General features: G+C 23.2%; 11 protein-coding genes and 1 pseudogene. 2 read left to right on the forward strand and 10 right to left on the reverse strand.

Annotation, left to right across the window (positions count from 1 at the left end; all coding sequences use genetic code 11):
* Positions 1-311: 311 nt before the first annotated feature.
* The 10 genes from NQK76_RS01025 to NQK76_RS01070 form a co-directional block, all read right to left on the reverse strand.
* The gene (locus NQK76_RS01025; RefSeq protein WP_054598515.1) at positions 312-761 is read right to left on the reverse strand and encodes a tRNA (adenine(22)-N(1))-methyltransferase TrmK; all 450 of its coding nucleotides are present in this window, start codon (positions 759-761) and stop codon (positions 312-314) included.
* Between the two features lie 2 nt (positions 762-763).
* A complete protein-coding gene (locus tag NQK76_RS01030) occupies positions 764-2,068 on the reverse strand; it encodes a sigma-70 family RNA polymerase sigma factor (protein ID WP_255872643.1) in 1,305 nt (434 codons plus the stop codon).
* The gene (dnaG, locus tag NQK76_RS01035) at positions 2,046-3,959 is read right to left on the reverse strand and encodes a DNA primase (protein ID WP_255872644.1); all 1,914 of its coding nucleotides are present in this window, start codon (positions 3,957-3,959) and stop codon (positions 2,046-2,048) included. The genes NQK76_RS01030 and dnaG overlap by 23 nt, the downstream gene beginning before the upstream one ends.
* Before the next feature lie 48 nt (positions 3,960-4,007).
* Entirely contained in the window at positions 4,008-5,366 is a 1,359-nt protein-coding gene (locus tag NQK76_RS01040; protein WP_255872645.1) for a glycine--tRNA ligase, read from the reverse strand.
* A gap of 20 nt (positions 5,367-5,386) precedes the next feature.
* Positions 5,387-6,292, reverse strand: coding sequence for a GTPase Era (gene era / locus NQK76_RS01045; RefSeq protein ID WP_213680471.1), 906 nt, complete (start codon positions 6,290-6,292; stop codon positions 5,387-5,389).
* Positions 6,293-6,342: 50 nt separating this feature from the next.
* On the reverse strand, positions 6,343-6,762 hold the full coding sequence (ybeY, locus tag NQK76_RS01050) for an rRNA maturation RNase YbeY (protein WP_004994727.1): 420 nt from the start codon (positions 6,760-6,762) through the stop codon (positions 6,343-6,345).
* Positions 6,763-6,963: 201 nt separating this feature from the next.
* Complete coding sequence (gene rpsU, locus NQK76_RS01055) at positions 6,964-7,137, reverse strand: 30S ribosomal protein S21 (protein WP_004994728.1); 174 nt, start codon at positions 7,135-7,137, stop codon at positions 6,964-6,966.
* 246 nt (positions 7,138-7,383) lie between these two features.
* Complete coding sequence (locus NQK76_RS01060) at positions 7,384-7,596, reverse strand: hypothetical protein (RefSeq protein ID WP_004994729.1); 213 nt, start codon at positions 7,594-7,596, stop codon at positions 7,384-7,386.
* Positions 7,597-7,773: 177 nt separating this feature from the next.
* The gene (gene lon / locus NQK76_RS01065; RefSeq protein ID WP_255872646.1) at positions 7,774-10,173 is read right to left on the reverse strand and encodes an endopeptidase La; all 2,400 of its coding nucleotides are present in this window, start codon (positions 10,171-10,173) and stop codon (positions 7,774-7,776) included.
* 118 nt (positions 10,174-10,291) lie between these two features.
* Positions 10,292-11,593, reverse strand: a complete 1,302-nt coding sequence (locus tag NQK76_RS01070) for a trigger factor (protein WP_255872647.1) — start codon at positions 11,591-11,593, stop codon at positions 10,292-10,294.
* Between the two features lie 563 nt (positions 11,594-12,156).
* Here NQK76_RS01070 and NQK76_RS01075 point away from each other — a divergent pair.
* Both NQK76_RS01075 and NQK76_RS01080 read left to right on the forward strand, forming a co-directional pair.
* Entirely contained in the window at positions 12,157-12,474 is a 318-nt protein-coding gene (locus NQK76_RS01075) for a thioredoxin family protein (protein WP_004994742.1), read from the forward strand.
* A 117-nt stretch (positions 12,475-12,591) separates the two neighbouring features.
* Positions 12,592-12,732 (forward strand): annotated as a pseudogene (locus NQK76_RS01080) (tRNA pseudouridine synthase); the annotation flags it as partial.
* Between the last annotated feature and the right edge of the window lie 63 nt (positions 12,733-12,795).

The raw sequence follows: 12,795 nt of genomic DNA on the forward strand, positions 1-12,795 counted from the left end.
TTGTTTTTATAATCTACTATAATTATTATTTCTTTCGTTATAATAACCGACTATATACTGCTACTGATTATCATGCAGTAGGTGATTGGTTAAATCACTAAATATAAGGCATCTTTTTCGTCCACCCCCGACCGACGGCTTAGAAGGCCGTTGCTCTATCCTGCTGAGCTACTCAAACATTTTCAAAAAACAACTTATATTATACTAGAAATATACAATTTATAATTAATTTATAAAGGTAAATTTATTAATTATTATTAATATTTTATAATTAACTACTTATTATCTTATCATTTCAAGAAAAAAAATAACTAAAAATTAATATTTTTAGGTTGAATTTTAAAAAAAATATAATCAAATTTATCCGAAAAAATGTAATGTTTTATAATTAAAAAATTATTATTTTTTAACCAATTAAATAATAAATGTATTTTACTTTGGCAACCTAATAAACATGGTTTAGTAATTGGAGCAGTTTTTAAAATATTTATAATTGTATAAGCTCCTAAACCACAAATAACCGCTAAATCGAAATCCGAATAAATATTTTTAAAACCATCGCTAACAAAAAATTGAACAGGATAATTTTTTAAATTCTTACGAGCATTCGATAAAGCTTTGGGACTGATATCTGCGGCAATTCCTTTACAAATATAACCTAAATCTAACGCTTTTTTTAATACTAATCCATGATCTGTACCAATATCAGCTACTGTATTATAATTTTTAATTAATGAAGCTATAAATAAAATTCTTTTCATATTTATTTTCTATTTATATTTTTGTATAAAATCTTTAATTTATTTTGCCTTGAAGGTGATCTTAAACGTCTTAAAGCTTTAGCTTCTATTTGGCGAATACGTTCGCGTGTCACACCCAATTTAGCTCCAACTTCTTCTAAGGTATGTACTCTATTATCGCCTTCTAAAATTCCATATCTCATTTTCAAAACAAGTTGCTCTCTAGGGGTTAAAGCTTCTTCAAGCGATTCTTCTAAAGTTTTTTTTAAAGTTTCTTGTAACATATAATCATGAGGCGAAATAGCGTTAGGATCGCTAATAAAATCACCTAAAGAAGAATCATCTTCATCACGAATAGATGTTTCTAAAGAAATCGTTTCTTTTTCAATCATTTGTAAATCATTAATTTTTTTTGTTTCTATATTCATAGCCTTAGCTATTTCATGATTTTCTGCTTTTCGAGCTAAATCTTGAGTTAATTTACCTCTTAAACGCGAAATTTTATTTAAAATATCTGAAACATGAACCGGACATCGAATAGTACGAGATTGATCGGCAACAGCTCTAGTAATAGCTTGTCTAATCCACCAAGTTGCATAAGTAGAAAATTTAAAACCTTTTGTATAATCGAATTTATCTACAGCTCTCATCAATCCCATATTACCTTCTTGGATTAAATCTAAAAATTTAATTTTCCTGCCTATATATAATTTAGCTACTGATACCACTAATCGATAATTAGCTTCAATTAATTTATTTTTTGCTATAACAGCTTTATTAATTGATATTTGGAGTTTTTCTAATTCCTCGTCAGTTATAGAAATTAATTTATTTTTAAAATCTTCTATTTTTTGTCTAGCTTTTACTCCTTCATAAACTAATTTAGAATTTTCTTTTTCTTTTTCTAAAGTTAATAAAGGGATTTGTCCAATTTCTTTTAAATACATTCTTACAGGATCATCAACTTTAATTGAATTGGCAATTTTTTTTAAATTAATATCTTCCTGTATTTCTTCGGAACGAATAGTTTCGATATTAATATTTTCATCTTCTAAATCTTCTATATCTAACATATCATAATCAGCATTTTCTAATTCATTTTGAGTTTTTTTTGATTTAAAATTTTTAGATGTTTTTTTATTAATTATTTTACTAGCTGTTAACAAACATTTAAAAATTTTTTGATAAATATTATTTATGTCTTTAACATTATAACTAAACCATTTTAATTCTTTTTTTAAAATATCAACTAAAACTGTTTCACCTTTTTTTTCAAATTGCAAAATTTTTTGTTTGTAGATTTTTTTAATTGTCATTTTTAGATTCATCATGAACTCCTATATTTTTTAACTTTAATAACTCTTTTTGTTTATGGGCTATTTCTAATATTAATTGTTTCAGATCATTATCTTCATTGTTATTAGTGTTTATAATTTGTTCTGATAAATTTTGCAATTTATTTTTAAGAATTTTTAATTCTTGTCGAATTTGATCCATTAAATGCATTTTTAAATAACAATAAAATTCATTTAAACTTTCAGCTTTCCGTATACGTATTTTTTTTTTAAATAAATAGTTATTTTTAATTTCTAAAAATAAACCATAAATATCAAATTCTTTTGATAATTCTGATATAAAATCGCGATAAACTTCCATAAAACGATCTATATCTATACCATTTTTTATTTCATTTTCTGTTGCATCATTTTGATAATAAACATCAATTTTATCTATTAATTTTAAAAAATTTATATTAGAAACGACATGATCATAAATATCGTGTTTAATTGATTTTAAATGTTCTGAATTTAATAAAATTTCAATTAAAATTTCTTTTTCTACAAGACTTATAATATTTTGGGTTGGTTTTTGAACTTCTTGAAAATACTTTTGACGCATCAGAATTGTATAATCATTTTGATTCATGATTTTTTTATGATGAATATCATTATTTATAAAAAGAGAATATTTTTTATAAATATTTTTGCAATAATCATATTTAATTTTATCATCATAATTTTTAATTAAATTAAAGATATGGCGATTTAAAATTGTTATTTCTATATCTTGTTGTAAATATTTTTCGATCATATAAAAAACATAATCTTGAGATTTTTGCAACAAATTTTCATAATTAAATAATTCTGATTCAGTTAAATTTGAAAAAAAATCATCTGGATCTTTACCATTAGGTGGATGCCAAATAAAAACCTGTAACTTTTGTTTTGTTAACATATCAGCTATTTTATATGTAGCTGTTATACCCGCTTCATCACCATCGAATGCAATTATAATTTTTTGAGCATTTTGTTTTAACAAATCAATGTGTTTTGGAGTTAATTGAGTACCTAAAGTAGCAATAGTGTTATAAATGTTAAACTTATAAAAAGCTATAACATCAAAAATACCTTCGCATAAAATAACATCTTGATTTCGTTTAATAAATTCACAACTTTCAAATAAATTATATAATAAATTACTTTTTTTAAATAAAACTGTTTCATTATTAAATAAATATTTAGGATTATTAGGATCTGTTTTCAAAGATCGGCCGACAAAACCTATAACTTGACCTTTTTCGTTAGTTAAAGGAAACATAATTCGATCATAAAAAAAATCACGATATTGTTGAGAATCATCTTTGGATGGGACAACCAAACCCAATGATAATAAATCTTTTATTTCAAAACCTTTATTTAATAAATGATTTTGAAGAGCTTTAGGATGAGCATGTGCATAACCCAAATTAAATTTTTTAATTAATTTTAAATTTAATTTACGTTTTTTTAATAAATAATCTAAAACATAATGATTTTCGATATCATTTAAAATACATTCTAAAGCGGTTTTAAAAAAATCTTGGGTATGTTCTAAAATATTTATCAATTTATTGTTTACATAATCTTGTGGTTGACTTAATATTTGTAAATTAAATTTATAATTTAATTCGTGGGCAGCTGCTTCTAAAGTTATTTTTTTTAATTTAGCCCAAAAAGCCGTTGGACTACCCCCTTCATGGCAGGCCATACAAACAGCAATATTTTTTTCTGGTGAAACAGAAAAAGAAGGAGTTTTTTCTTTATGAAAAGGACATAAACTCATAAAGTTTTTTCCTTTTTTTTCTAAAGTTATTCCGGCATATCGGCTAACTAATTCATGAATAGGTATTTTTTTATTAATTTGCTCAATAAATGATAATTTTTTTCTCATATGGTTCATATTTATTTTTATATTATCCAGTTTAGATCAATTAATTTTAATAATTTATTAAAAAGATATTTTATCTACCAAATAATCCTTAAGATGTTCCAAGGGTATAAATTCTTGATTTAAAGAATCTCGATCTCTTATAGATACAATATTTTTTTCTAAAGTATGATTATCTATTGTGCAACAATAAGGTGTACCTATAGCATCTTGTCTTCTATATCTTTTGCCAATGCTTTGAGTTTCATCATAAATAACTTCAAAATAATTACATAAAAAACGTTGTATTTGTTTAGCTTTTTCTCGATGAATATTTTTAATCAAAGGCAAAATTGCCACTTTATAAGGAGCTAAAAACGGATGTATCTTAAATAATATTCTCTCTGTTTGGTTTGTTAAAGTTTCTTTTTGTAAACTATTTAACATAACAGCTAATAATAATCTTTCGACTCCTACAGAAGGCTCTATCACAAAAGGATAAAATTTATTACATTGTTGATGATCTGAATATCTTAAATCTATACCTGAATGCTCTTGATGTTGCTTTAAATCAAAATCATTACGAGCAGAAATCCCCCATAGCTCATCAAAACCCCAAGGAAAATTAAATAAAATATCAGTAGTATTGCTAGCATAATGACTTAATTCTGTTTTATTATAATCTTTAAATTTTAAATTTTCCGTTTTTAAACCTAAATCAAGCAAAAAATCATAAGTATATTTTTTCCAAAAATCAAACCATTTTTGAGTTTCTTGAGGATGATGAAAAAATTCTAATTCCATTTGTTCAAATTCACAAGTTCGAAAAATAAAATTTCCTGGAGTAATTTCATTACGAAAAGATTTGCCGATCTGACCAATACCAAAAGGTATTCGTTTTCTAGAAGTATTTAAAATATTTTTAAAATTAACAAAAATACCTTGACAAGTTTCTGGTCTTAAAAAAATTATATTATTATTAGATGGCACTGAACCCTGATGACTTTGGAATAACAAATTAAATTGTTTAACCGTAGACCAATTAGAAGTATTTAACAAACGATACTTAATAAGATATTGAGTCATTGATTCTAAAGACATTCCATGAACATCAATCTTTGGATTATGTTTTTGAATTAATTTATCTGCTCGATAACGTTTATTAGTATCTTTATTTTCCGCTAAAGGATCAGTAAAATTTTTAATATGTCCGGAAGCTTCCCAAACTTTGGTATTTAATATTATAGAACTATCTAACAATAATGTATCTTCTCTCTCTTGAAAAAATTTTTTTTGCCAAGCTTTTTTAATATTTTGTTTTAATAAGCACCCTAAAGGTCCATAATCAAAAGTATTGGCTAAACCTCCATAAATTTCACTTCCTGGAAAAATAAAACCATTTTGTTTTGCAAAACTAATTAACTCTTGTAAAGAAAACATTTCTTTATCCTTTGCTATTTTTAATTAAAATTAATTGATATTCCGATTTTTCTTAAAGAATTAATGTTATTACGCCATTTTTTTTCAACTTTAACCCATAAATCTAAATAAATTTTTTTATTTAAAATTTGTTCAATATCTTTTCGAGCTTCAATGCCTATTTTTTTTAACATATTCCCTTGATTACCTATTAAAATCTTTTTTTGATTATTTTTTTCAATTAAAATTAGTGCCGAAATATTAACAACAGCAGAAGAGTTTATCGGAGAAATATTTTCGATCAAAACAGTGGAAGCATGAGGAATTTCTTGATGCAAATAATAAAGAATTTTTTCTCTAATAAGTTCCGATATAAATTTATTTTGGTTTATATTTGTTTTAATATGAGATGGATAATAATTTTCGCCTTCAGGTAAAAATTCTAAAATATGTTGTTTTAAAATATTTATATTATTATTATTGTTGTTAATAGATGATATAGGGACAACGGCATCAAAATTAAATTTTTTAACATAACTTAAAATAATTTTATCAATAACTATTTTTTTATACAAATCCATTTTATTAACTACTAAAATAATTTTTTTATTATATTTTCTAAGAAGATCTAAAAACTTTTGTTCTCGAGAAGTTTGTTGATATTCCCGATCTACTACCAATAAAATAACATCAGCTTCATTTAAACTTTTTAAAGTTACTTGATACATCATTTTATTTAATAAATACTTATTATTCGCGTGTAAACCAGGAGTATCAATAAAAATAAATTGATAACAAGAAGAAGTATCAATACCTATAATAGCATCCCGTGTAGTTTGAGACTTATAACTAGTTATAGATATTTTTTGATTAATTAAAGCATTAATAAGGGTAGATTTTCCTACATTAGTATTACCAATAATAGAAATAAATCCTGATTTAAACAAAATACCCCTCCTTTTTTATAAATAAAATAGCCTAATAAAATTTTTTGATTTTAATAATAATCAAAATGTAAATTATGTTTTTTTAAGATTTTTTGCTGTAAATCAATCATTTCGCATAATGATTCTTCTGTTTTATCTTCATAACCTTTTAAATGAAAATAACCATGTAAAGCCAAAAAACTAATCTCTTGTTCATCACGAATATTATGCTGGATAGCTTGTTTAAAAGCTTTTGGTAAAGCAATTAAAATATCACCTAAAGAAATATCATTTGTATAATCATTAAAAGCTAAAACATCAGTAGTATAATTTTTTTTTAAATAAAAATTATTAACTTTTTTCATATATTTGTCGCTAACAAAAATAATATTCATTTTTTTACCTATATCCAAATTTTGAAATATTTGCGTCAAAACAATACTTAAATTATTAATTTCAAAATTAGTATTATTTATTATTTTAACATCCATAATTCAAATCTTATCCAAAAATCAAAATTTGCTCAATTTGCATAATCACAAAAAATAAATTCAGAATTTGCTTTTATTTATTATCGCCATTTATATTTTGCAATTTTAATAAATAAAAATAAAAACTGAAAAAATTTATAATTTATCTAAAAATTTATCTAAAATAAAAAAAGTTTTTGATAAAAATAAAAAACTATTTTATTAACGTTTTTTTGATTGAAATTTTTTAGCACGCATTTTTCTAGCTACACTAGGTTTGATAAAAAATGCTCTTTGACGAACTATAGCGGTAATACCCGATTTAGAAACTTCTCTTCTAAAACGTTTATATGCATCTTCAATTTGTTCATTTTCGCGCGTAATAACTTTTGGCATGTAATTATTATTTCTCCTTTTTTTATCATTTTAATATATCAGTAAACAGTTTATTAATTTCATTTTTTCAGTAAATAAGTAAATAATTTTATTTACATCAACAAAATTAAAATCATCTAATCAATACGTTGCTTTATTATAACATAAATTACAATAAAAAGATATAAAAAATATACTAAAATGGATAATTTTTGCATATTGAGAATGATTTTAATCCTACTAATATATAAACTATTATTTAAATAATCATAATATTGATTGTTGCATAAATAATTGTAAAAAGAGAATTAAAATCAAAACACTAATAAAACGATTAAATTTATCTATACTCTTATTACTTTTAAAAGTTCCATATTGTTCGGCAAACACATCAGTTACATCTGTTTCTGAAGAAAAAAGCACACTAATAATAATAATAATACATATAATATAGATAATATAATTGGGTAATGCAAACATAATACCACCTTTTTTTTAATAATTTTAAATCGGGATAGATTAACTCGGTTTAGAAAGTGCATTGATAATTTACTTTCATATTCGCAATTAGCCCCCCCACAGAACCGGACAAGCAAGTTTCCCAGCATCCGGCGCCTATTATCACTCCAGGCTATGCGTTAAATAGCGGAATTATATTTATCTCTCAATAACGGAAGAAATAAAAGCTTCTGCGAATATATCTCGAACATTTTGAATAGTTATAATTTTTAATTTATTACGAACTTCTTCAGGAATATCCTCAATGTCTTTTGAATTAGCTTTCGGAATAAAAACAATGTTTATCCCTATTCTATCAGCGGCTAAAACTTTTTCTTTTAATCCACCTATAGCGATTACATCACCAGTTAATCTAATTTCTCCAGTCATAGCTATATTTTCTTTAACCTTTTGACTAGTCATAACAGAAAATAAAGATGTAGCTATTGTTACACCAGCGGAAGGCCCATCCTTAGGTATAGCGCTTTCAACAAAATTAATATGAAAATCTTTTTTATCAAAGATATCGTAATCGATTCCTAATTTTTGAGCATTAGCTTTTAAAAAACTAAAAGCAGTAATAGCGCTCTCTTCAATAACTTTACCCAAATGACCTGTTAAAACTAACTTGCCTTTTCCAGGATAACAAGTAGTTTCAATAGATAAAACATCTCCGCCTACAGTAGTGTAAGCTAATCCATTAACAACACCTATTTGAGGTTTTTTTTCTGTTAATAAATCATAATAGATAATTTTTCCTAAAAATTCTTCTAAATTATCTTCATTAATGTTAGCGTGAGTTATTTTTTTAATTAAAATATTTTTAATTGTTTTACGAATTAAAGTTGCTATTTTTTGACTTAAATTTCTGATTCCAGCTTCTTTAGTGTAATTTCTAATGATTTTAATTAAAGCAGAATCACTAATAGAAAATTGTGTTGATTTTAAACCATGTTCTTTCAAAAGTTTTGGAATTAAATGTTGCTTCGCGATATTCAATTTATCTTTTTCTGTATAAGAGCTTAATTCGATAATTTCTAATCTATCCCTTAAAGGAGCAGAAATGTTACTAATATCATTAGCAGTAGTTATAAATAATACTTGCGATAAATCAAAAGGCTCCGATAAATAAAGATCTACAAAAGTTTTATTCTGATTAGGATCCAAAATCTCTAATAAAGAAGATTCTGGATTATGATGAAAATTATTTACCAATTTATCTATTTCATCTAATAAAAATACAGGATTGATAACTCCTACATTTTTGATACCATCTAAAATACGTCCAGGCATGGCTCCAACATAAGTTCTTCTATGACCTTTAAATTCGCTTTCTTCTTGTAAACCTCCTAAAGATTGTTTAACAAATTTACGTCCTAAAGCCTCTGCAATAGAAATAGCTAAAGTGGTTTTGCCTACTCCCGGAGGCCCCACTAAACATAATATTGTTTGAGCATTATGTTTGGTCATAATTTTAACAGCAGCATACTCTAAAATACGTTCTTTTGTTTCTTGTAAACCATAATGATTTTTTTCTAAAACCGTACGAATTTTTTCTAGATTATTAATATCTTTACTTTTTTTGCCCCAAGGTAAAGCTATTAAAAAATCTAAATAATTCCGGATAACAAACGAATCGGCTACTGCTGAAGAAATAGATTGATAACGAGACAATTCTTGTAACGCCTTTTCTTTAATATTAACGGGCATTTTAGAATTTTTAATTTGTGATCTTAAGGTTTCTATCTCTTCTTCTTTTTTAGCTCTATCACCTAATTCATTTTGAATCGCACGTATTTTTTCTCTCAGATAAAATTCTTTTTGATTTTCGTCAATACTACGTTTTACTTCTTCATTTATTTTATTTTCTAATTCGATAATATCAATCTTTTTATGAATGTCTTGTAAAATATAAAACAATCTATTATTTAAATTTTTTTCTTGTAAATATTTATATTTTTCTTTTTCATCAATTTTTAAAGCAAAAGTAATTAAATCAGCTATTTTTTCAGTATCAATACCACTTTGAATTTGTTCTAGCAAATTATTTTCAGATATAAATAAAAATTGACTTGTATTAGAAGTTATCTGCTCCATAACTAATTTAATCAAAGCTTCTTCTTTTTTTATATCATCGCTTAATTCGGTAGCTACCGGAATATATTTAACATTAAAAAAATTATCTTTTTTAGAAATAAAAGTTGTTTTAATTCTTTTTAATAAACGGAATTTAACTTTATAAATAGAACTGTTAAGAATTTTAACAGAAGCCACAATTCGAGCTAAAACCCCATATTCTGCAATATCTACTATTTCAGGATCTTCTAAAGCAAATATTTTTTGAGGCAAAATAACTACATAAGGAAATTTAGTTTTTTCCGCATATTTTAAAGCATTGATTGAGAAATCACGCCCTATCTCTATTCTAAAATCATTGTTGGGAATAGGTATCACATCACGCACAATAATTGCAGGTAACTCGAAAGGAACCTCAACACCATCAATATATTCGAATTTATGATCATCTTCGATTTGAGTTAATTTAATTTTTTTATTCATTACTTGCCTCTCTTTTGAAAATAAAATTAAACTATTATAATAAGAATTTATTAATATTTAATATTAATATAAAAAAATAATTTAAATATTCAAAATAATCATTTACATAATAATTATGTTAAGAATTTTTATTAACAGAACAATTATTCCATAAAAAATCTATAACTTTATTTTGTAATAAAGTTGTCTTAATATAATCTATATTATATTTTTTTTGAAAATCTTCTAAATTTTGCATATTAGAACTACGAAATAATTTTTGATAAAAATCTTGAATTTCATTATCTAAAATCCGAATATTTTCTTTAATAGCGATTTCTTCCAACAAAAATTCTATTTTTAATTTTTTAATCGTTTCTTCAGACATTTGTTTTTTAAAATCTGTTTCTGACAAGTTATTTTGCTGTAAATATTCTTTTAAGTGAGGATCTTTATTTTTTAACTGTTCACATATTTGTTTTTCGGTTGTTGAAATGTAGTTTTGTAATAAATATTGAGGTATATTTATAATCGAATTTTTTAATAAATACTCCAAAATATTTTGTATTTCTTTTTTTTTCAAAACTTCTTTTTTATTAAATTGCAATTGTGTTCTAAAATAATCTCTTAAATTTTTAATATCAGGAAAATTTTCAGATAAATTTAATTGATTAATTAAATCATTATTTAAATCAATATCAGATATAACGTTAATTCTGTTTAAAAAAACTTTAATTTTTAAATTATGACCAGATAACTTTAAATTTGCAAATGTATCAGGAAATTTAATTTTTAAATTGCGAGTTTCTTTCTCTTTCATGCCTATTATATGAGAAGATAAATAATTAATAATGTTATCGAATTGCTGATCAGAACCATACAAACAAATATCATTTTCATTAAATAAAATAATATTTTTATTTCTTATTTCTAAATCAAAAAAATATTGACAATATTTATTATCTATTTTAAAGCCTTGTTCTTTAAATGCCATATTTAACCAATTTCGAATAGATTTATCTATTTCTTCTTCAGTTACTATAACACCTTGATCTTTATTTACATTAATAGATTTATAATCACATAACTCAATTTTTGGTTTTAAAGCAAATTTAATTATTAAATTAAAATTATGATCTCGTTCTATTTTATTTAAATCAAAATCAACTAATTCAGGTTGACCCATAATTTTTTTTTTATCTTTGGCTAAAATTTCATTTATTTTATTATCAATTAAAAATGTAATAGCTTTTTGATATAAAAATCTTTCACCAAAATGTTTTTCACATAATAATCTAGTTACAAAACCCTTGCGAAACCCCTTAATTTTAATATCATTTTTAACACTATCAAAAGATTTCTGTAAAAAAAATTCAAACTCTTGAGGATTGATCTCGAAATGGTATTTCACAAAATCATTGTTTATATATTCACTTTTCATTATTCATCACCTAGCAAATCACTTTTTTAAAAAACCAAAATAATAAAGATAAAAACTTTTTTGAATTTATTTATATAATTATATAAAAATAATATTATAAAACTTATTTAAATATATGAATATAATTAAATTATTTAATATATTAAAAAACCTTTTTATCTAATAATTATAATTCAATTATAAAAAGATTCATATATTAAAAAAATATTTTAACATATATTATTTTAATAATAAAGATCAATACATATTAAATTTTATCAAAAAAATTAATAATTCCGAGTTTTTTTGATTAAATTAAATTTTTTTATACCAAAAAAAATTCTGTAAAATTACATAGTTAAAATAAATTTTTAATAATACATACAAAACGTAAATTTATAATTATATTTAATAAAATATTAATTTCCTTTAAATCATTATAATATATAAGCGTAAATTAATTTTAAAATTAATAATTAATTTACATAAAAAAATTAAAAAAATAAAAAAGTTATTATCTTTACTTAATAATAATATTTATTATATTAAAAAATATAAAGAAAAGGATTTTAAAGGAATAAATAATGAAAAATTCTATAGAAAATTTAGATACATTAATCATTAAAAATAAACATAAATTATTATTAATTGATTTTTTTTTAACAAATTGTCCTCCATGTCAAAAATTAATGCCTCATTTAGAACAAATAAAAAAAGAAAAACCAGATATCGAAATTATCAAAATTAATGGATATGAGAATTATGAATTAGCTAAGAAATATAATATTACAAGTTATCCTAGTTTAATGCTATACAAAAACGGGAAATTAATAAAAAAAAATGTAGGTTATTTATCTTTAACAGAATTATTAAATTTTTTAACAAATAATATAGATGATTAATAATATTATAAAATGATTTAATCATTTAAAATAAAAAAGTCAATATTTATAATTTTAATTACTTGATAAAAAATTCTGAAAATATAAATAAAAAAGAAAGTAAATGGTCCATAAAAAATGAATGGATTTTTTTTAATAAATAAAATTTCTGGTATTTCATCACATGATGTTGTTAAATTTATCAAAAAAAAATTAAATTTAGAAAAAGCGGGTCACACAGGTACTTTAGATCCTTTAGCAGAAGGTTTGTTAATTGTGATAGGGCGCCAAAGATGCCTAAATATCGTGTGATTTAACCAATCACCAGTGCGATAAACACTG

Origin of the sequence: Candidatus Phytoplasma australasiaticum subsp. ipomoeae, assembly GCF_024425275.1 — a bacterium.
GTDB classification, from domain to species: Bacteria; Bacillota_I; Bacilli_A; order Acholeplasmatales; family Acholeplasmataceae; genus Phytoplasma; species Phytoplasma australasiaticum.

Bases quoted from the DNA above. Each gene is read 5' to 3' on its own strand.
- NQK76_RS01025 (WP_054598515.1), bottom strand. From the start codon at position 761: ATGAAAAGAATTTTATTTATAGCTTCATTAATTAAAAATTATAATACA.
- NQK76_RS01030 (WP_255872643.1), bottom strand. From the start codon at position 2,068: ATGAATCTAAAAATGACAATTAAAAAAATCTACAAACAAAAAATTTTG.
- dnaG (WP_255872644.1), bottom strand. From the start codon at position 3,959: ATGAACCATATGAGAAAAAAATTATCATTTATTGAGCAAATTAATAAA.
- NQK76_RS01040 (WP_255872645.1), bottom strand. From the start codon at position 5,366: ATGTTTTCTTTACAAGAGTTAATTAGTTTTGCAAAACAAAATGGTTTT.
- ybeY (WP_004994727.1), bottom strand. From the start codon at position 6,762: ATGGATGTTAAAATAATAAATAATACTAATTTTGAAATTAATAATTTA.
- rpsU (WP_004994728.1), bottom strand. From the start codon at position 7,137: ATGCCAAAAGTTATTACGCGCGAAAATGAACAAATTGAAGATGCATAT.
- NQK76_RS01060 (WP_004994729.1), bottom strand. From the start codon at position 7,596: ATGTTTGCATTACCCAATTATATTATCTATATTATATGTATTATTATT.
- lon (WP_255872646.1), bottom strand. From the start codon at position 10,173: ATGAATAAAAAAATTAAATTAACTCAAATCGAAGATGATCATAAATTC.
- NQK76_RS01070 (WP_255872647.1), bottom strand. From the start codon at position 11,593: ATGAAAAGTGAATATATAAACAATGATTTTGTGAAATACCATTTCGAG.
- NQK76_RS01075 (WP_004994742.1), top strand. From the start codon at position 12,157: ATGAAAAATTCTATAGAAAATTTAGATACATTAATCATTAAAAATAAA.